The sequence below is a fragment of the Nitrosopumilus sp. S4 genome, assembly GCF_054515835.1.
Genome location: NZ_CM137258.1, coordinates 786,517 through 807,501 on the forward strand (window position 1 = coordinate 786,517; position 20,985 = coordinate 807,501).

Annotated in this window: 21 protein-coding genes; 14 read left to right on the forward strand and 7 right to left on the reverse strand. The window is 32.8% G+C overall.

Annotation, left to right across the window (positions count from 1 at the left end; all coding sequences use genetic code 11):
• Nucleotides 1-57 precede the first annotated feature (57 nt).
• Nucleotides 58-906 carry a TrmB family transcriptional regulator gene (locus ACX119_RS04370; RefSeq protein ID WP_459351905.1) on the reverse strand — a complete coding sequence of 283 codons (849 nt, stop codon included), beginning with the start codon at nt 904-906 and terminating at the stop codon, nt 58-60.
• 125 nt (nt 907-1,031) lie between these two features.
• On the reverse strand, nt 1,032-1,634 hold the full coding sequence (locus tag ACX119_RS04375; RefSeq protein ID WP_459351906.1) for a transcriptional regulator: 603 nt from the start codon (nt 1,632-1,634) through the stop codon (nt 1,032-1,034).
• A gap of 296 nt (nt 1,635-1,930) precedes the next feature.
• On the opposite strand from ACX119_RS04375, the gene ACX119_RS04380 reads away from it, so the two are divergent.
• The 4 genes from ACX119_RS04380 to ACX119_RS04395 all read left to right on the forward strand — a co-directional run bounded on the left by ACX119_RS04380 (nt 1,931) and on the right by ACX119_RS04395 (nt 5,048).
• Nucleotides 1,931-2,491 (forward strand): hypothetical protein, encoded by a 561-nt coding sequence (locus ACX119_RS04380; protein WP_459351907.1) that lies wholly within the window; start codon nt 1,931-1,933, stop codon nt 2,489-2,491.
• Nucleotides 2,484-3,287, forward strand: coding sequence for a hypothetical protein (locus tag ACX119_RS04385; protein WP_459351908.1), 804 nt, complete (start codon nt 2,484-2,486; stop codon nt 3,285-3,287). Before ACX119_RS04380 ends, ACX119_RS04385 begins: the two co-directional genes overlap by 8 nt.
• 59 nt (nt 3,288-3,346) lie before the next feature.
• The gene (locus ACX119_RS04390) at nt 3,347-3,922 is read left to right on the forward strand and encodes a hypothetical protein (RefSeq protein ID WP_459351909.1); all 576 of its coding nucleotides are present in this window, start codon (nt 3,347-3,349) and stop codon (nt 3,920-3,922) included.
• A 172-nt stretch (nt 3,923-4,094) separates the two neighbouring features.
• On the forward strand, nt 4,095-5,048 hold the full coding sequence (locus tag ACX119_RS04395; protein WP_459351910.1) for a DMT family transporter: 954 nt from the start codon (nt 4,095-4,097) through the stop codon (nt 5,046-5,048).
• Nucleotides 5,049-5,250: 202 nt separating this feature from the next.
• Here the strand turns inward: ACX119_RS04395 and ACX119_RS04400 are convergent, their stop codons facing one another.
• From ACX119_RS04400 to ACX119_RS04415, 4 genes are all read right to left on the reverse strand, one after another.
• Entirely contained in the window at nt 5,251-6,102 is an 852-nt protein-coding gene (locus tag ACX119_RS04400; protein ID WP_459351911.1) for a TrmB family transcriptional regulator, read from the reverse strand.
• A 260-nt stretch (nt 6,103-6,362) separates the two neighbouring features.
• Nucleotides 6,363-7,274 carry a type II secretion system F family protein gene (locus ACX119_RS04405; RefSeq protein WP_459351912.1) on the reverse strand — a complete coding sequence of 304 codons (912 nt, stop codon included), beginning with the start codon at nt 7,272-7,274 and terminating at the stop codon, nt 6,363-6,365.
• Between the two features lie 4 nt (nt 7,275-7,278).
• Nucleotides 7,279-8,202 carry a type II secretion system F family protein gene (locus tag ACX119_RS04410; RefSeq protein ID WP_459351913.1) on the reverse strand — a complete coding sequence of 308 codons (924 nt, stop codon included), beginning with the start codon at nt 8,200-8,202 and terminating at the stop codon, nt 7,279-7,281.
• Nucleotides 8,202-9,815: a type II/IV secretion system ATPase subunit gene (locus ACX119_RS04415; protein WP_459351914.1), complete on the reverse strand. Its 1,614-nt coding sequence runs from the start codon at nt 9,813-9,815 to the stop codon at nt 8,202-8,204. Before ACX119_RS04415 ends, ACX119_RS04410 begins: the two co-directional genes overlap by 1 nt.
• Before the next feature lie 236 nt (nt 9,816-10,051).
• Here ACX119_RS04415 and ACX119_RS04420 point away from each other — a divergent pair, with 236 nt between their 5' ends.
• The 6 genes from ACX119_RS04420 (at nt 10,052) to ACX119_RS04445 (ending at nt 17,689) form a co-directional block, all read left to right on the forward strand.
• Nucleotides 10,052-11,209 carry a TackOD1 domain-containing metal-binding protein gene (locus tag ACX119_RS04420; protein WP_459351915.1) on the forward strand — a complete coding sequence of 386 codons (1,158 nt, stop codon included), beginning with the start codon at nt 10,052-10,054 and terminating at the stop codon, nt 11,207-11,209.
• Nucleotides 11,209-11,712: a hypothetical protein gene (locus tag ACX119_RS04425; RefSeq protein WP_459351916.1), complete on the forward strand. Its 504-nt coding sequence runs from the start codon at nt 11,209-11,211 to the stop codon at nt 11,710-11,712. The genes ACX119_RS04420 and ACX119_RS04425 overlap by 1 nt, the downstream gene beginning before the upstream one ends.
• 8 nt (nt 11,713-11,720) lie before the next feature.
• Complete coding sequence (locus tag ACX119_RS04430; protein ID WP_459351917.1) at nt 11,721-12,419, forward strand: hypothetical protein; 699 nt, start codon at nt 11,721-11,723, stop codon at nt 12,417-12,419.
• 20 nt (nt 12,420-12,439) lie between these two features.
• Entirely contained in the window at nt 12,440-14,203 is a 1,764-nt protein-coding gene (locus tag ACX119_RS04435) for a COG1361 family protein (protein ID WP_459351918.1), read from the forward strand.
• Nucleotides 14,204-14,303: 100 nt separating this feature from the next.
• Nucleotides 14,304-14,918: an archaellin/type IV pilin N-terminal domain-containing protein gene (locus ACX119_RS04440; protein ID WP_459351919.1), complete on the forward strand. Its 615-nt coding sequence runs from the start codon at nt 14,304-14,306 to the stop codon at nt 14,916-14,918.
• Between the two features lie 62 nt (nt 14,919-14,980).
• Entirely contained in the window at nt 14,981-17,689 is a 2,709-nt protein-coding gene (locus ACX119_RS04445) for a hypothetical protein (protein WP_459351920.1), read from the forward strand.
• Here the strand turns inward: ACX119_RS04445 and ACX119_RS04450 are convergent.
• Complete coding sequence (locus ACX119_RS04450) at nt 17,684-17,914, reverse strand: hypothetical protein (RefSeq protein ID WP_459351921.1); 231 nt, start codon at nt 17,912-17,914, stop codon at nt 17,684-17,686. The two genes, ACX119_RS04445 and ACX119_RS04450, sit on opposite strands and share 6 nt — an antisense overlap.
• A gap of 68 nt (nt 17,915-17,982) precedes the next feature.
• Here ACX119_RS04450 and ACX119_RS04455 point away from each other — a divergent pair, with 68 nt between their 5' ends.
• The 4 genes from ACX119_RS04455 (at nt 17,983) to ACX119_RS04470 (ending at nt 20,782) form a co-directional block, all read left to right on the forward strand.
• Nucleotides 17,983-18,867: a UbiA family prenyltransferase gene (locus ACX119_RS04455; protein WP_459351922.1), complete on the forward strand. Its 885-nt coding sequence runs from the start codon at nt 17,983-17,985 to the stop codon at nt 18,865-18,867.
• A 112-nt stretch (nt 18,868-18,979) separates the two neighbouring features.
• Nucleotides 18,980-20,080: an aldo/keto reductase gene (locus ACX119_RS04460; RefSeq protein WP_459351923.1), complete on the forward strand. Its 1,101-nt coding sequence runs from the start codon at nt 18,980-18,982 to the stop codon at nt 20,078-20,080.
• Nucleotides 20,081-20,140: 60 nt separating this feature from the next.
• Nucleotides 20,141-20,506, forward strand: a complete 366-nt coding sequence (locus tag ACX119_RS04465) for a DUF6659 family protein (protein WP_459351924.1) — start codon at nt 20,141-20,143, stop codon at nt 20,504-20,506.
• 66 nt (nt 20,507-20,572) lie between these two features.
• Complete coding sequence (locus tag ACX119_RS04470; RefSeq protein WP_459351925.1) at nt 20,573-20,782, forward strand: hypothetical protein; 210 nt, start codon at nt 20,573-20,575, stop codon at nt 20,780-20,782.
• Nucleotides 20,783-20,985 lie beyond the last annotated feature (203 nt).

Sequence of the window (20,985 nt, forward strand, 5' to 3'; positions counted from 1 at the left end):
TTTGCTAAGTGATGAGCAAATTTATCTTGACATTTTGTAGCATAACCACAACTGCATCTACTCATTAAAATCCACCTCGCTAGAATCTGTTTTACTCCAAATATTGTTAAACAACAATGATTTTGAGTAAATTATTGTTTCCGAATTTGTCCATATTGCTCTCATCTCTTTATTGTTTCCTTCGTTTTTAATGAAAAATAATACTTCATCATCATCTTTTATCAAAAAACATAGATTCTCTTTTACAGATGAGCATAATTTTTTAATTTTAGTTTTATCAATATCTTCGAAAATATATTTTGATTTTTTAGTAATTGGGGTCAATAATTTAAAATCAATTCGACGTTCATCTAATGCGTCAAGGAAATTTGCATGATAGAACTTTAAGAAATCTTTTTCAGATCCTAAAATCCTGCATTCAGTTTTAGTGTTTAGTATCATGTCGAAAATTTTACTATTTACTTGATTTCCTCCCTGAAGCACTTTGAATTTTTCTTCTTCATCCTCTTCAATTGTTGTTTCAATACCTGGAATTTTTTGCCAAATTTTTTCTAACTGTGGGCCTGATTTTTTTAGTTTATTCAAACGTTCAGTTTCTGTAGTAATCAAAACATTTACTGCTTTTTTGATATTCAATGCTGAGAATTTAATTGGGTGTTCAAATGATGCTTCTACTATTCCTTTGTTTTGAAGTGCAGTTAGAAGATGATATGTTTCGCTTCTTGGAACAGAAACTGCTTTTGCTATGTCCGAGGCTGTTTTTGCTCCGATCTTTCCTAGATAGAAAAACACCTTGATCTGATTTGGAGTAAGCCCAAAAGTTGTGAGATATTCTTTAATTTCCTCATAATCGCTTCTGTCAACTGGATATATGCCTAATTGGAGTGTGTTTGATGCTGTTTCCATTAATGGAAATAGTAGTTTTTTTCTTTAAAAGACTGATCGTGTATTTGTATACAGATCACTACAAATGAATACAAAAAATGTGTGTATTGTGCCTATATGATGCTATTATAGTAATATCATCATATTTAGATTTGTATAATTTGAAAAATTGTGCTATTTGATAATAAATAATTTTTAAATTGAATTTTAACAATCATACCTGAATCATTTATGTCCATCTTGATATTTTCAAAAACTGTTTCATATTTTTTAATTTTTTTACCATCGTTAGATAAGTCATAACCGTTATTGACTAAAATTCCTTCTTTTATCATTGAATTAATTTTTCTATATCCTGAAGTTTGAGGAATCTTTGATTCATTTAAAATATTTGCTATAGTTAGTGATTTTTTTAATACAGTGCCTATGATCTTCTTTTTATCTTCATCTCCTAGTGTCTTGAGAAACATTTTTGATAGTTCTTTATCTTGAATTGAAATCCAATCTTTAGTATTCTTTAATTCTATTACTTTTTTTAGTGATTTTAATTCGATCTCATCAGCATTTGCACCAAAAAATTCTCTGAGTACACTGTCCATTTTGTAAAAATCTTTTACTGCCTGAACCATGTCCATTCCATGCCTTTCAATCAATCGTTTCTGAATTTTTTCTAACTTTTCAATTCCTAAATTTTGCTCTATTTGTTTTCGAAGAGATGATACTAGTAAATTGTCTACACTATTTTCCAACAGAAATATGATTAATTATTGATAAATAAGATGGATGGATTAATTTTTCATATTGACATTTCTTTTTATAGTGAATTTTTTCTCAAAAATTAAAAATCTGATTTCCCTAATATTGTATTTTTGAGCAAATTTTTTGATTTTTAGGCACAAATTCCTGTTGTTGCAGTTTACTACAAAGTGTTTAACTGTACAAAGTTGTACGTGTTGTAATCTAACATACTACTCTATTTTATACAAAAATTCGTTATTTTGTACAGTAACATGAATCAAATCAATGAATATTGGAGTGCTGTAAATTGACACTGCAGGAAAATAGAATTCTGAAAAAAACAGATAATGTATCGATTAGGATTGATTCTGAATTAAGCAATAAATTGCATGAAAAATGCATTGAACAAAAAATCAGCCTTAACACTCTAATTAATCACATTCTAGAAAAACAGGTAAACTGGAATGATCTGGGTAATGAAATGGGTTGGATTACTATATTTCGTTCAACATTCAAAGATCTACTTGACTCTTCTTCAAAAGAATCAATTCAACAGATTGCCTCATCTACAGGTACTAATGATTTTAGAAATTCATTGAATTATTTCTATGGAAGCATCTCTATTGAAACAATTTTAGATTTATTCAAAAAACGTCTACAAAGCATGAACATTCAATTTAGAATGATTGAATCAGACGGAGTTAAAAAAATTATAATTCAGCATGATTTAGGCAAAAACTGGCCATATCTTGTTGTAACTCAGATGAATACTGTGCTCAACGATGTTGGTCATAGAATCATCAATGATCAATACAACAAGAGTGGTTTTTCATTTGAAATTGTATCTGTGGAGAAAGATCATGCATAAATCGGATCATCTGGATAAAGAAGAAGAATCAATCCAGTCTAAATTTGGTTTTGATAATAGAGTTTTACTGTTAATTGCTGGTCTTGCAATACTCTTTGAATTTTATGTGTTAACTGTTGAATTTGACACTTCAATTTTCAACATTGCTGATTCCTTCTTTTTCATAGGCCCTATTGGTGCAATGGCATTAGGTTTTACAATTGCTGTTAAGAGTGGACAAGATTCAATGTATTTCAAGCCATTTATGGCCTTGTCAGTTGGAATCTTATTTTTCATGCTTGGGGATTTAACTTATCTATATTATGATATAGTGTTAGGTGAGGATCCCTATCCTTCAATTGGTGATTTGTTTTACTGGTTATTCTATCCATTTGTAATTGGGTTCATTGTATATGCATTGAAGTTCTTTGCATTCCCATTATCAAAACCTAAAGTTGCATTGATTAGCATAATTACTGCTGGACTGATTTTAGCCTATACTGGAATCTCCTATGATGCTTTTGAAGGTGATATTTTTAATTTTGATTTTGCATACGGGATGATTTTTGTGAGTTCTGCTGCTTTTACAGTTGGATTAGCAACATTGGGAATTATTAGTTTTAAGAAGAGTTTGCAGGGATTGGTTTGGGTGTTGATTCTTGCTAGTCTATTAATCAACGCAGTAGGTGATATATGGTATTATCATCTTGAGATCTTTGAAGGCTATGAGCCACTTGACACTATTGATACCCTTTATCTTACCACCTGGATGGTGATATTTTATGGCCTTTACAGGCATTACCGTTATTCGCTTTGATGAATTATTCTCAAAAATAACAGACAACTTTTGAAATATGTTAAAGTGCAACATTTTTTGTGGAAATCTATAATCAGTTAGTGTACCAGGCTAGTGTTGATGTTCTAACCTCAATTTTAGGCAAAAAAGTCTATGCCAAACTAGAGTCTGATCTTGAGAAAATATGGAAGACAAATATGAAATACGCTATAATGGATTTTGATCAATTCCACGAGGTTCTAAAAAGACAATTTGGTCCTGCTTCTGATAAATTATTAGAGGAAATTAGATCTAAAGTAATTTCTGAGGCAACCCCATTTAATGAAATAAAATCCATCAAAAGTGGCGATTCATTAAAAATTCAAGATGAACTACTTGTAAAGAGAATTCTTTCTGGGTATGGGGATAGTGATCTACGTCAATTATTGCAATTATGGACTCATCCTTTACTATGTGTTGATGCAATTCAAAATAGCACTCTGCCTCAAACATCTGCATATAGAAAAATTAATTCAATGATAAAAGCCGGATTGCTTTTGCAGGATGGAGAAAAAATTGTTGAAGGAAGGAAGGTCCCGATGTATAGACCAACATTTTCCAAAGTACAAGTGGACTTTTCTCAAAAAGGAACCACCTTGTTAGTTCAAGTAGCATAGAAAATCAATTTATTTTTAAAATTAATTCCCACCTTTTCGTATCTGTCAAGAATTATTTCACGCATTAATTTTCCTGAAAATTCTGTTATTTCCAACTTTTAGAATCCTAGGCTCAAAATACTACAAATAATGATAATAATGATGATGTTATTTCCAAAATTGGCAATAGTTCATGAAAATTGTTAATGAGTCATTTTATGGGTTTAATCGACAATCTTTTGCTTCCCACAAAGGAAAGATTTTCTTGGGAGTTTTGTTTACTTTGGCTGCAGCTGCCATGGAGGCGTTAGCCGATGTTATTCCAAAACCGCTTATGGCTGAAACTCAGCTATCTCCAGCAAGTCCATTATTGATTGTCTTTATTATCTATATTGTAAATGGTGCAATATTTACTCCATTTACCACAAAATCAAAACCTCTCTCTAAATTTTCAATAAAACCACTTTATCTGTTGACTGCACTTGGGGTTGTTGAAGTTCTTAGCACAATTTTTTTCTTATATGGACTAAAAGACACAACTGCAGTTAATGCATCCATTTTGGGAAATAGTGAAATTGTATTTGGAATAATTATTGCAATGATTGTTTTAGGCGAGAGAATAAAACGCAAAGAGGTGTTACCATTTTTACTCATTGGAATTGGTGCCATTTTAATTCCTGTTGGAGCCGATATTTCTGAATATGGATTCATGACAAATTTTGTGGTAGGTGATATTATGATTTTGATATCTGGTCTTTTCCTGGGAATAGTGATGACTATGTACAAGAGAATGGGTGATGAATTTGATTCAAAGAGAATCATACAATACACTTCATTTGTTGGCGCTGCAGTTGCTATGGCTGGGATTTTGATAATGGGGATGCCTTTTGAGCTTGATCCTTCTCACCTTCCCGTGATATTGATTACGGGTGTAATTGGGGTTGGAATGCCTGTGTTTTTTGTATTAATTGCATTGAGGTACATTGGAGCAGTTAGGACAATTATGGTGTTTTCAACTACTACTGTATTTGGTGTATTGTTCTCAAATATTTTACTTGGAGAGGAAGTCTCTTTTGCAAATGTAGGTGCAATTGCTATGGTTATTGCAGGAACATACATCCTCAGAGATAGGCTTGCTAGAGATTAGCCTTAAAGTAGCTCGTTATTTGAATAACATACAGCAATTATTGAGTCTCTTTTTAATTTCTATTTTATTGAGAAAAACATATCTGATTAGATTAGCACAAAAATGGAATGAAGATTCATTAGATGATTCTAAAATAACAAATTAACTTTTAAAAAAAATTCTTTACAATTATTCTAGATAGTTGATTAGTAAATAATAGAAATTATGCTATTCTGGATTTTTTAACAAAATTTTTGACATCAATGGTTTTTAGTGGTTTTGAGGATTCCCACAAATATGTGCATAATGTAAAGATATTATCTACCATTTCGCTTGAATTTGTGCACAATGAAAAATCTGAATCAGAATTTGAGTTTTTAGCAGATACTGCAGAATCAGACATTATCATTTTTTGACTCTTTTGAACTACCATTCTTCCTTTTGATGGTAAATTACCAATTCTTGTTTCAGTAGCATTGAATCGTTTAACAAATGGTGCAAGTTTTGGATCATTCATATCTACAAGCAATCTCACTCTGCCTCCATTTTTTTCACATATACTGATTTTCTCAGGAATTGTACTATGATACATTCTTGATACATCATCTAATGTGGTTGCAATATAGATTACATCTGTTGCATTCTCGATAATTTGTGCAATGTCTGCATAGATGTTTTGTCGTCCTTGAACTACTCTGAATGTTGGAACGTTACTTGATTGATTGGTAGTAATTTCATTATTTATTTTATCGATAATTGCCTCTCCAGATTTTTTAATTTTATTTACCTCATCCTCTTTTTTACTTAATGCAATTTTTAGTGCATCATGAGGATCAGCTGCAATACATAATTTTGGACTAGATAATGTAGTTGATATTATGTTTCTACTAACTAGCTTGTCTACTGTTCTGTACATTCTTGCTCTGTCAATATCTAACTCTTTTGCAAGTGCACTTGCAGTAATTGGGCCTGCTCTTAGTAAATTAAGATAAACTTTAGCTTCTAAATCATCAAGATCTAAAACCTCTTCTAACTCTGCTGCAATTCCGCTTACTTGATCTTGATATGACATCATTTTATTTTCTCATTCTCCTTAACCTAGGCTCATTTTGATTGATAGCATTTAGTACTTTCGTACAAATCCTTAGTTTGTTATTTTCTTTCATGTCCATACTCTGTGAAAAATATTGATCGATGAGAACTAAAAGATCTGCATGTTAGGTAAAAAACAAACAACCATATGTTGTCATTTCTAATTGTGACAAAAATACTATGTTAATCAAATATTAGGGTATTACTTTGAACAATTTTTTAAAAAAATGTCTTAATTGATTACTAGAGTGGCACATTAAATGCAATCACTGAGAGAATTATCATAACAACTACGTGCTTTGTACCTGCAACATATGATCCTGCACCTATTTTTCCTGCCGCAAGACCTCCAAAGACAGCTTCAATTATTGCCATGTTAAATAGTGCTGATTCTAATTTTTCAATCTCCATGCTTGCCAATGATCCAAATAACCCTTCAGTTCCACTGCCTGAGGCCAATAGTCCTTCCTGTACTTTTTCAATCTCTGTGAAGAAACTAGTTGTTAGTAATACTGCTACTGCCAAAAAGACTGCAAATGAGATGTAAATTGTATATGTGTATGGCTGAAGTGCTGATTTTCTACTCTTCTCGATATTTTGCATCTCAGATACATGTTTTTGGATCATTTCTAGGTTTTCAGTGACATCTCCGCCTATTTTCATTGCCATTTCTAATAATACTGTGACACGTCTTGCAACCCTTGTTCCTGTTCTTTCAGCAAAATTCTCAAATGCCTCTTCAATTGGAGTTCCCCAACTAATGTTTGCTCTCAAGTTTTTTAATTCTGGAGTTAACGCTCCGAGATTTCTATCTGCAGCTTGCTCTATTGCTTTGATCAAATTTGCACCGCTTTGAACTGAGCTTAATAATGCTAAAAGAAACACTGGGAGGTTTCTATCTATACTATCTCTTCTTTGTACTTCTTTTAACTGATGGATAGTTAATGGGATAATTCCAACCAAAATCCCAAAAATTAACCCCACATCTCTAATTGTTGTTGAATTTGAATATTCTGAAAAATAGAAACTCATGGTAATAACGCTAATTGATGCAATAATTGAAAATGATGCTGTTTTTAATATTTCATTTTTTAAAATAGATTGTTTAGGTTCTATATCTATTGATTTTCTTTTTGATTTTTCGGCTCTTAACATTTCATTACCTCTTTGGTACCATTGTATCCATCATCACTAACATCAGTACTCCACTTAATGGAATTACTGCAAATGTTAAGATATTCATTAGTGTCAATAAATCAAACCCTGCTAGACTAGGACTCATAATTCCCATAATTGATAACATGATTACTGCTAGTAATGGGAAGACTATTAGAAGAATTGTATAAATCTCTGCAACACTGCCCAAAGATTCAGTTGTCTTTTGCATTAGCATTTTCTTTTCTTCAAGCTGAACCTTTGCTGTTGCGTTAAAGTATTCTTTAAGATCTCCTCCTGACTGTGCTGTTATGATGGCCCCATCAAGTAATTCCGAATATGGACCATTTGGTGTTCTATGAATCAAATCTTTGATTGCAGTAATCAAATCCATGCCTAAAATATCGATATTTCTTACAATAAACCTTGCATCTTTTACAATATCTTCATCAGTCTCTTCTTTTGCAATTGCCTTGAAAATTCCCTCTAATGTTAGTCCACTTGTTGCCAATGTAGACATGTATCCAATAAAATGAGGAATTTCTTCTACAAGTTTGGCTGCTCTGTTTTTTACTCTTATGGTTGGAATCATTTGTAATATTCCAAAGGACATTCCAAACATCATCAGTCCTGTTAAAAATGGAAGCAGGTATCCAATACTTGCAGGTTGTATGTTAATAAATTGAGAAGCTACAATCCCCATTATTGCTCCACACACAGCTGCAATCATACTAAAGAAAACCATACTTGAAACATACACTTCAAAAGGTATTGGCATCATTGATTGTTTGATTGCTTTTTCTAATGATGATAATTTAGGATGCAAAAATTTTACATGATCATTGAGTAACTTGTAGCTAAAAACATGCAATTGTCCTACTGATTCTTCTTGTCGTTTCTTTTTTTGCTTATTTCCCATTTTCATCATTATACTTCTAACCTCTTTCTTTCATAGAAACGTTCAGGGTCTGCATAGTAATCCATGATGTTTGCAGTAACTTCTTTATGATCACGAATGTCATTTTTTACCATCCATTCTAATGCCAATCTTCGTTTGGTTAATTCGTAATTGATCTTCTCTTCTGAATCCCCATCCCTTTCTTTGATTTTCCTAAAAATTACACTGTCCCCCATGTAATCATGCGCATCTGTTTTTGGATTCCATTTGAAAATCTCATGAGTTTTAATTTGTCCTGAATTCTCATCTAATCCATCAATTTCTGAAACCTGAATTATTCTTCTAGCAGATCTGTCCCCCACTCTGATTTTTAATTGCAGTGTGATCAAATCTAAGCTATTTGAGATGAGTGCTTTTGGTACATCCATTGGCGATGATGTCAGTCTTGTTAGAGTTGCCTCTACTGAATCAGCGTGAATTGAGGAAAATCCTCCGTGACCTGTTGCCATGGCCTGAAATAGAGTATATGCTTCTCTTCCTCTTGTTTCTCCCACAATGATGATGTCTGGTCGTTGTCGTAATGCTGCTCTTAGTAGGTCAAATTGATTAATTTCACCAACCTGAGTATCAGTAAAATTCTGTCTAGAAACTGCTGGAATCCAATTCTCATGAGGTAAATTGAGCTCTTGTGTATCTTCAATGCTGACTACTTTTTGCCCTGGTCTGATAAATGAGGCCAAGGCGTTTAGTGCTGTTGTCTTTCCACTTGCTGTCCCTCCTGCAATTAGCATAGTTGATCTTTTTTCAGCCAAATACCACATGTATGCTGCAATATCCACTGAAACTGTTCCAAATTTTATCAAATCAATAATTGTAATTGGATCTGCTCTGAATCGTCTTATTGTAAACGTGCTTCCTCGCTTGGTGATCTCATGACCTAATGTGAGATTTATTCTACTTCCATTTGGTAATGAAGCATCTACAATTGGATCTGCCATTGAGACATGTTTTCCACAAATGTATGCCATTTTCCTTGAAAAATTATTTAATTCTGCATCTTTTTCAAATATGATGTTAGTTGGCATTGATTCATGTTCTCTATGCCATATGTAGATTGGAATATTTGTTCCATCACAACTAATCTCTTCAATCATGTGATCTCTCATTAACGGTTCGATTTTTCCAAGATATACAAAATCTCTAACTGCAAAATAATTAATTTTTGCTATGTTTTTTGGAGGAATTTTTAATCTGTACTTTTTAATCATTGAAGAAATTTTCTTTTTTAATCTGCGCTCTGCATCTTCTTTTGATTTAATGTCTTGAAGAGATACGGTTAACTCTGTCATTAGCAATTTTTTAATTATCTCAAATGCCTTTTGGTCTCTCTCTGATAAGACAGGTTCAATCACTTGATATCTCAATCCTCCTTTTGCAGTGGGGTCTTTAATTATGCCTGCATGAATTTCATTATTGTCCCAGTCTAATTTAGAGAGAGTCATAAATTGTGGAATTTTGGTCTCAATTTCTAAATTCCCTGACGTATTTTCAGAATTCTTTTTGTCTGATTTTAGAATGTTTTTTGTATCCGATGGTAATTTTTGTAATACTGATATCTTGTCCTTGAAAATTTTTAATCTCAAATCACATTTTTGTTCGTATCATTCTTGTTTTAACGCTTGTTCGTTCATTTGGACAAAACATCAAATTATATTTTTAAAATTTACTACATTGTAATTACATGTATTTGTAAATTCTCAAGTTCATTATTTAAGATTAAAAATGTTCGTTCATTTGAACAACATTTTCCTTTTACCTCACATGAGGATAAGAATATTACCATGGTAAATGATATGTTCATACTTTATGAGGTACGATTATGATGTTCAGAAAAAAATTTACCTCTCATATCCCAAAAATTGAGAAGAAAAATGCCTCTAAATTAACAGGTTTGGAGAACATATCCTCAATATTCAAAAGTAATTCAAATGAGAATACATCAAAGGCTGTTCTTGAAGAATTTCCTGAAGAAGACAATAAAATAATGTCTCAAATTGATTTACCTCCTGCATCTAATAGTAAATCAGTTCAATTAATTCAAGAGGTACAAAAACTCAATGATCGAACTATCATTCCTTTTGTAGATTATAATGAAGGAAGATTGTTTTATCCTATTTTATCAAAAATTGGAGAAGTTCAGGATAATATAGAATATCTGGATAATTTAGTTGCAGATGGCATTTTAGAAAAGAAAATTTATGAAAAATTAATTGTTTGTCCAGTACATCCTGATACCTTCTCTTCTAGTATGCGTCTTTATTGTCCGAAATGTCATTCTATGGGTGTAGAGAAATTAAATCTTTTTGAGCATAAAAAATGTGGTTATATTACTGAGAGCTCAAATTTTGATTTTACAAATCAGGAAGAATCTTTTTGTCCTTCTTGCAAAAAACCAATCAAAAATTTTGAAAAAGAAATACGTGTTCCTGCTATGTGGTATCAATGTGAAGATTGCTCTGAAAAATTTGATAATGCTGTAATTAAATTACATTGCAGAAAACATGAACATGATTTTGATACTAATTCTGGTCAATTTGTTACTACATATTGCTATAAACTAAAAAACTCTGAAATTTCAATAAATTCTGATACAAATCAAATTAAAGATGAATTATTAAAATTATTAGAAGGATTCAACTTTACAGCAAAACTCAATGTTCACATAAAAGGAAAAAGTGGGAATGTACATGAAATTCCAATTTATGGTAAAAGTAAAACTAATGAATCAATTTTGATATTTATCAAAAATCAACCTGGAGGAGTAGATCAAAGTGATATGAATTCTATTCTTGTTCCAAAATTAGATATAGCACCAACTAACACCTTGTTAGTTACTGTATCTGGAATAAATGACGGTGTGGAAAATCTTGCAGAGCATTACGGAATTCATCTAATTTCAGAACCTGATTTCTCTAAAATTATTTCTCATGTGGAGACTTTTGTTTCGGAATGGTATTCTAAAAACGGTGGTAAATAGTGAGAAATGCCTCCTTTCTCTCACCAAAAAACAGACGTGCAGTAAGTCAGGTTATTGGCAGTGTAGCAATTTTAGGAATTGTTAGCTCTGTAGGCTCTGTTATTTTGTTTAATGGGATGGATAGTATCAGTGCATTCACATATGATCTTTCATTTCATGAACCTACAAAAAATCAACTTCATAGGGAAGATGTTGTGTTTGAGCATGTACGATTTGAGCCAAACACTGATGATATAATTATTACTTTGGTTAATACGGGAACTGTTGAATCTTCTATCTCTACTGTCACTATTGTAAAAATAGACAATCAGGAAATAATTGCCAATTGGGTTGATGTTGATAAAGTAATTCAAGTTAAAGATTCTCAACAAATAATTCTAGATAACCTTGCATTAGGTACTACATGGAATGATGTAAATTACATTGATAAAGAATACAAAATATCATTAACAACTGTAAGAGGAAATTTCTTTACTACTGTTGCAAGTCCATTTAATACATAGGTGAAAAAATGAATTCAAGTATTAACAAAATCTCAGAAAAAAAATCTAGATTACAAAAAAGACGTGGTGTTGCTGATGTAATCAGTACAATGATGTTGATGGCAGTAACTGTGACTGGTGCAAGTACACTTACATATTTTATGAATGATGCTTTTATCTCTGGAAATCTTGGGACAATCTCAACATTGGATTCTTCTTCTTTGAATCTATTTCTTTTAGCATATGATACTAGAGATTCAATCACATTGCTGTCATTACCAAATGTTGATAATCAATTCAATTCTTTGCTATGTGGTTCTAGTTGTAGTGGAACTCCAAATAATATCCCATTAAATGGCGGAACTGAATTTATTGTCTTTCAAGTTCAGAACAATAGCTTAGATTCAATATTTCTTGATGATGTGTCTTTGAATGGTGTGGTATACACCTGGGACTCTTCAACATCTGGTGTTCAATTAGATACTACTGCTCCATTAGTTAATGGAAAATATCCCTCCGATGGAAAATTTTCAATTCTACCTGTTGGAAAAACTCCGATAATTCAAAATGAATCCATCAAAATTCAAAATGGCCAAATTGTAAATATTTTGGTAAAGCTTAGTGCTACTGAACCTGATATTCCTCTCAACAAGGGAATTCGACTTCTCTTGGATGTGGGTAATGTTCAGCCTATAGAGTATTTACTTGAAAGCGGTGATGCGCGATAAATTCTAAGAATATCTCATTATTGCCTCAATATAGGCGTGGTATTTCATCTGTCGTTGGTGCTTTATTTTTTACAGTATTGATGATAGCTGGATTCTCTGTTTTGAGTTTAGCTTTAGATGCCCAGACTGATATTGTAACAACTCAAAGGATGGTATCTGATATTGAAATTAAAAAACAGCAAGAAGATTTTGACCTTTTAGTATCAGCAGATGGTAATAATATTCTAAACGTAAGTGTCAATAACAAAGGACAAAACCCAATTGAGATTTCTAGTATTTGGATTACCAATAAGACACTACCTGATCAACCTGCAACCAGATTTGAAATTAATTATGATGATGCGTTTGTACCTTCTGGATTTAACACAAATGTTATTTCATCACAGACACTTCAAATGGTTCCTGACATTTATGGAATTAAAGTAGTATCTTCATATGGAACAATAAAGACTACTGAATTTGCATTAGGGGTTGTTGGCTCTTCTGGATTACGTGCAGAATTAATAACTGATCCTCCCGATGTTGTTCTTGGTAAAAATGTTACAGTAGCAATGCTTGTAACAAACACTGGTGATGAACTAATCCAAAATGTAGAGCCTGAAATGCAGACTCCTGGTGGAAGTGCAAATATTGTTTCTTCATCGTCTCATACTCCCTCAATAGTAAATTTGAATCCAGGTGAATCTGTAATGTTTTCATGGGATTATCAAGTAAATGGTGTCAGCGGCGATGATATAATATTTTCAGCTCTAGCTCGTGGTGATCTGGTTGGTATAGATGATGTGTCTAGTAACATTGCAACTGATTCAAGTCTCTTGCGTAAAGCAGGTGAAGGTGGTGGAGGTGCCGATCCTGATATTGTTAATGATGATTTACTTGCAAGACCGCAATTATTTTTTATAATTCCTTCATCTCAAGGTGAATCCTCAAATGCTGAGGCATTATGGGGAATCAATGTTGTAAATCCCATCAATGCTCCAATGGAAGTCAGTAAATTAATCATAACTGCATTTGCCCCGGGTGCAAATGCAAATAATGTAATGTTCGATAGAGGTGGTAACAGTTGTACTTTTAATCCTGTATCTCCAATAACTGGTCCTGATTCTGATTGGTCATGTCCATCGGAAAATGCATTAATGTGGCAAGATAATTCAAATCCTATAATTATTCCCGCAAATTCTTCTAGGTCATTTTTAACTAAAGTAGAACCCGGAAAACCTACTGGAAATACTGGACTTGAATCTATTCTTGTACAAGGTTCCGTTTTTACTACTTTGGGGTCTTTTGGTAAGTCTGGATATCAATCCACTATGTCATCAGATCCTACTTCGATAGTTAATGTCTACTTATCTGATGTTGTTGATTCAAGAGCAAGTACAAACATACAATCTGTCAGAACTGGAATAATTCCAGACAGTGTTCAATCATTTAATGTTGTTTTTTCTGATATGGATTTGGTTGCTTCAACCACGATAAGTGCTGGGGCCAAATTAATCATTAATGTTCCAAAAGGATGGACTGAAGTTTCAGTAACTGGTGATACCGGATTTGTTGGAATACCTGCAGTTACTCAATTTGGTGATAACTCACATCAAATAGTTGGAATTACTAGTGCTGCTCTTGGTGATGGGGTGACTGATTCAAATACAATCACGTTTACGGCACGAGCACCAAACATTACATCTGATAGGCTTTATGTGATGTATGTATTGGCACAAGGAACTACTTCGAATGGGTTTTCGATTGGACCATTGGCAGAAGTAGTCCTTCAAGTTGATGGATAATTCTGTTCATAATCAAAAACACTTGTACAATCTTTCTGTTTGTAGTCCATTTTGAACAAAGATCCCTTTAACATCTTTTTTAGATTTAAGAAATTCAGAAATGACACGTAAAACGTCAAGACAACAAAAAATGACCTCAAGAAGAGCAGTTGCTCCAGTTATAGCAACACTTCTTTTAGTTGCCATAGCAGTTGTGGGTGGAAGTATTGTCTTTGTATTCTCACAAGGATTCTTTAGTTCTGCTCAAGTAAGTGGTTCACCAAACATTGAATCATTGAAATTTACAGGCTATGATGCAACTGATGGTGCTACAATGAAACTTCATGATGGAGGAGTAACAACAGCAACTACAGGCACAACTGGAAATGGTTTACTAACAGGAGAACGAGTTGCAGTATATGTGCAAAATCAAGGTGTAAACAAAGTAACACTTGGTGAAATACGATTTGCAGGAACTGTATATTCATACACTCCTGGAGCAGGACCACTAGGTAACTTTGTCAATGGTACAGGCGGTGCTTACCAAATTGTATCACAAAGTCCTGGCACACTAGTTAGCACTACATCACCCGAAATTCAACCAGGCCAGCAAGCAACAGTATTGTTGGATCTAGCTGAAAATGTAAAGACTGGCAGAGATGCACAATTCAAATTGTCAACATCTAACGGTGCAGTCTTTGTAGGAACTGTAGTAGCAGGTCAACAAAGTGGATAACTCCACCCTTTTTTCCTTTTTATGAAAAAAAAACGGAGTAAAAAATAAAAATGGAGAAAAAAATGAACACAAAAAAACCACTAGTAATCTTTCTTGGTATCATATTTTTATTTGGCAGTAATCTACATACTGCATCTGCACAGAATTTAGACGCCTTATCTGAATATTCAATTAAATTAGCTATATCTCCATCCCACTTGGAAAGTGGTATATCACAACACAATGTAGGATATCTTTTTGTATTGAGTAAGCACGGCGTTCCTATTACGTCAACATATGATGTACCAGTTAATCTAAGTTCAGACGATCCTACAATTGCATCTGTACCTAATAGTATTGTTTTAAAGGCAAATGAAGAATTTGCTTCCTTCCCAATAACCACAACCGAAAAATCTGGATCCACTACAATCACTGCATCTCTTAACGGAAAAACTACATTTCAAAAAATCCAGATAGGAACTGATGATACTTATCTTCCTGATGACTTAATTTTAGAATTAAATTTGCCAACAAATAAAATGCATGTAAATTCTGAAATGCCTTTTACGGTTTTTCTCAAAACATCTGACGGTGTTATTATTCGCGCACCTAGTGATATAGAAATTGATTTAGAGTATGACGCACTTTTAGCATCCTCTGATACTGAAACTTTGAGAATTAACAAGGGTGATTATTATGCATGGGGTGTTTTACATTCTCATGAAAAAGTAGGTAATACATTTTTGCGTGCAATTTATGCTGATGCAAGTCTTGATGTTGCAAAAAGCATACAAATTTCATCAACTCTTCCAACTGGATTAAAACTAACGATCCTCCCAGAATTAATTCCTGCAGAAATTGATAGAACTTTAGATATTTTTGTAACTGTAGTTGATTCAGATGGAAATCCTACTAAAACCCCTCGTGACATCCCTCTGACATTCTTTTCAAGTGAACAATACCCAATAGGTGAAAATTTAGATAAATTTGGCAAAACAGAAAAACCCACGATAAAAAAAGGTCAATTTGGATATTTACTCAAGCAAAAATACAGTTTGCAGAATTTACTCAAAAATGATATTTTGATTGGTGTAAGTTCTGAGGGATATGGAACTGCTACAGATACCTTTCGTACCGTAGGTGAATCCATTGAGATGGATCGCAAAGAACGTTCAACAAACAATTTCTTTGCACAAAAGGATTATTCCACAACTGTGAATGTTTTGGGTCTTGATAAGATTCCTAGTAACGCAACTGCATTTTTTACATACCAACTATCATTAATTGAAGATGATGAGGATGATGATGGCTTTAGACCTGATGGGACTGAAGTTGAAATTCATCCTGATTGTGCTGAAGAATCAGAAGAAAGTCAATCTAGTGGAAGTACCTCTAAAGAAATAACTCATAATAGGGATCTGGATCCTGAGGATATTATTTTGTATACTATTGATTGTTTGCAAGATGGAGAGTTGTATCCTATTCAATCAAATGAAAATCAATACAGTGATGGCTTTGTTCAAAAGATCAATGTGATTTCAAGTGATGACAAATTAGCTACTATTACAAATGCTGGCAAAATTACAAGTTCTCATTCTTATGGTACCGCACAAATCTCAACCGGTCAGAATACTGGATTTGTTAAAATTTCTGCTTCAATTAATGGTATTGGAACTGGTTCTTTTACAACTCAAGTAATTAACACATTAGAACAAAAAGAAGTAAGACTTTTTTCTCCAACTGGGAAAGATAGCATAATTTTTGACCGTGATGGCTTTTTCGATATGTTTTTGGTTGCTTTAGATGCAAAAGAGAGACCAAAGATTTTGAAAGAACATGGAAAATATCTGGTTACTCCTACCAATGGTATAGTAGAAATTGATAAGGATTCTACCTTTACATTTACACAACTTAGAAGTGATTCATTTGAAATTTCAAATGACAAAACTGAGATGATGTTGACTGTCGAGCCCATTGGCGAAAATGCTGATCTAGACCTAGAAGGGAAAAAATCTTTTATAACTCAACCAACATCACAAATGCAAGTTTTATTACCCGTAGACAAAATTAATGCCAATCATCAGCACAATATTGGAGTAATTCAATTAGTTGATTTGCAAGGAAATCCTGTCATTCCCAAGTTTGATATCAAATCCAAAATAGTATCTTCACAAGGATCTACAGTTCAAATTATTGATGATGCAGTCATTCCCTCTGGTTCATCCTATGCATCATTTCTAATTAAGACATCAGGTTCAATTGGAAATGCAATAATTTCTGCAAGTGCTAAAGGTGTTAATGGAACTTCTGCATCAATTAACACTGCTTCATCTCAAACTCAATTACAGATTTTTACTGGAGGTTTAGATGATCAAATTGAAGTCAATAAGCCCGTTGAATTTAGATTGTTTGTTGATGATGAAAATGCTGAATCCGTATCTGGAGCATCAATAAAAATAGTTGCCAATGAAGAAGATGCCATTATTACTCCTGAGGTTGTTAGAACAAGTTCGGATGGAAGTGCCATTGTAAGTTTAACTGCTTTCAAAGGTCCTAACATTTCATTTGATATAATAGCAACAGCTGAAGGATATGCTGAAGGCAAGGATACATTCATTGTAAATGTTGATGCTCCTGAAAGAACATTTGATGCAATTGATTTGGAATTGCCTGAATGGATAATTTACATTGTCATTGGTGGAATTTTGATGGTAGGTGTAATTGTGTTTATGTTCTTGAAGAAATCTAAAACCAATCTAGAAGAAGAATGGGAAGAGGAAGAAGAACTATGATTTTCTTTTAGAGACTCTTTTTTTATCTCTACAAATACCGCATTGATAATTTTTTTGAAATTCTTTAATTTCACTATTAAAAGAATCCGAATTGTAAAATCTCTCTGAAGCCTTCATTCCACCTGGAACCTCTTTTTTACAATTTGAACAATGCAAATCTAATTGAAATCTGACACTTTTTTCATTTTTTCCAATTTTTCCAATTATCACAGCTAAAAATGGCATAATTTTACTATAAAAAATGGTCTAACAATAACATCATGAATATTATACCTAAAAATTGCAATGAGTATATGCTATCTGTTTGGTTTCGTGTAATTCGTGTACGTTTTTTGCTAGCCTCAATAATTGCAGTATCTGTTGGGTTATCACTTAATTGGTGGCAGAATTTATCAATTGATTATCTTGATGCCGTTTTAACATTTGCAGGTGTAATGGCACTTCATGCAAGTGTTGATTTACTAAATGATTTTTGGGATTTTAAACGAGGTATTGATACTAAAACCACTAGAACAAAAATGAGTGGTGGGACAGGTGTATTGCCTGAAGGGTTGCTAAAACCATCATCTGTTTACAGAGCGGGTATTGCGTTTTTAATTATTGGGACAGTTATTGGAGGATATTTTGTAGTAACAGATGGAATTACTATTGCAATAATTTTGGGCTTTGCAATTTTATCTATTTACTTTTATTCTACTAAAATTGTTGATTCAGGACTAGGTGAATTCTTTGTTGCCGTAAAAGGTTCTATGATTGTAATTGGTACATACTTTATTCAGTCTGCTCAATTAAGTATGGAATCTGTTCTTGCAGGAATTGTTGTAGGTGCTCTATCTTCTTTAGTCTTATTTATTGCATCGTTTCCAGATCATGATGCTGATAAATCAAAGGGAAGGAAAACTTTGGTTATTTGTCTTGGAAAGAAAAAAGCCACAAAACTTTTTTGGGTATTTCCTTTGGTCTCATATGTTGCAATTCTCGTTGGAATTTCTTTAGGTTCATTTCCTGTATTTTCATTAATTACATTTCTTAGCATACCATTGATGATTAAATCTGAAATGGGATTAAAAAGAAATTATGACTCTATTGATGACCTAGTGCCATACATGTCATCCACATTGATGTTTAGTAGAGTCACAGGAGCTTTGTTTGTTGCAAGTTTTTTAATTGGACTCTAAATTATGTATTATTGTACTGATTAGTAAATCCAGTAAAACTATGACTGAATTGATAGCACTTTGGCTCAAAAATCAAGCTTTAACATAAATTTAGTAAAAATTTAGAATTCTCATGATCTCTGGATTTGCAACCTCTGAAGGAACCAAAAAATTTGCTCAAAATTCAGGCGTAAATCCTGCCAATTTTAAGGAATTTCAAAACCTTTCATTGTCCAATGTTGGTATTGGAACATATCTTGGTGATGCTGATTCCAAAACTGACCAATTAGTTACTGATGCTGTAAAACAATCGATTCAGTCTGGAGTAAATGTTATTGATACTGCAATAAACTATAGATCTCAAAAAGCAGAACGTTCTGTTGGAAAAGCAATATCTGAATTAATTCAGAACAAGAAAATTTCACGTGATCAGATTTTTGTTAGTACAAAAAATGGTTATGTGACAAATGATGCTGATGTAAATTTGGGATTTTGGGAGTATGTCAAAGAAGAGTATTCTCAAAAGGGCATAATCAAAGAAGGAGATGTGACTTCTGGATATCATTGCATGACTCCAACATATCTTTCAGATCAACTTGATAGAAGTTTGAAAAATTTAGATTTAGAATGTGTTGATTTGATTTATCTTCACAATGCCGTTGAGGGACAGATTAAAGATATCTCAAAAGACAAATTCATTGAGAATTTAAAAACTGTTTTTGAATTATATGAACAAAAACGTGATGAAGGAAAAATTAAGTTTTATGGAATGGCAACATGGGAATGTTTTCGTGTCTCCAATGATAATCCTCAATATTTGTCGCTAGAGGATACATTTAATCTTGCAAAAAAAATTGGCGGTGTTGATCATGGATTTCGATTTATTCAGTTACCATACAATATGCATTATGATCAAGCATTACTTGCAAAAAATCAAATGTTTAATTCAAAACCTGTTTCTATTTTAGAATCTGCTGTCTCATTAGGTGTTGGGGTTTTTACAAGTGTTCCTTTCATGCAGGGCCGATTATTGACACCTGGTGTAATGCCTGAGTTTAGTGAACTCAAACCATCACTTAGGGCTTTACAGTTCATTCGTTCTACTCCTGGAGTGCTTGCACCTTTGGTTGGACAGAAATCCTCAGAACACGTCTCTGAAAATCTTGAGATTCTAAAAATCCCTCCGTTGTCTGAGGATGATTTCCTATCATTAGTCAAGAAACTTACCTCTTAATTTTAAAATCAAAATTATATAGAAGGATAATTAATGGGTCAACATTAGGAATTAGAGTACATGTCTGCTAAGATTTATGATTATACAAAAATTTGTGATTCTATAAAATCATTGGACCCAAAAATCCGTTTTGCAGGCGTCATAAATGAAAGAGGTCGTTTGGTTGCAGGTGGAATGAAAGAAAATGTTGAACCCCTAGAGAGTGAAAAAGATGATGAAATGATTTTCATGGAGTTGGCATTACGTGTTAAGATGAGAAAAGAGTTTGACAAGCAACTTGGACCAGTTAATTTTGCAATGGCTTCCCGTGAGAGGGCTTTAGCACTAAGTTTTCTAATTAATGAAGATATTTTGTATGTTGTATCTGAACCAGATGCTGATTATGGTGTTCTTCCAAAAAAAATCATATCTATAATTCACGCATAATTACTTGTTTCCACTTTTGGGACATTTCGGTGATCCTTAATAACTAAAAATCAATCTGATGATTAAATGGAAAACTATAATAAAATAGGCTATGACGAAATTGATTTTGAATATATGGCTATGGCAGAACTGACAAAGGAAATTGGTTCACTCGTAGAGAATTCTATTAATCAATGTAGAGATGAATTAAACCCTCAAGAGATAGAACATGTTATTAAAATGACTAGTGATGTTATTTCAAAACTAAAGGGAAGATCTGTAAAACTTACTGTATAATTAATAGAATATTACAACGATCGTCATAATTTAATTTACAAAATTTAATACAAAACAGTTACTAAAAATGCTCATTCAAATGAGTAGTTGGTATGTAAGAACTGCTATCATAATTATGATGTTTAGAAAGATGAGTATTCGATACCCTGAATGTGATAAATGATGATAAATCATCAAACAATCCATCTTTAAATTAAAATTCC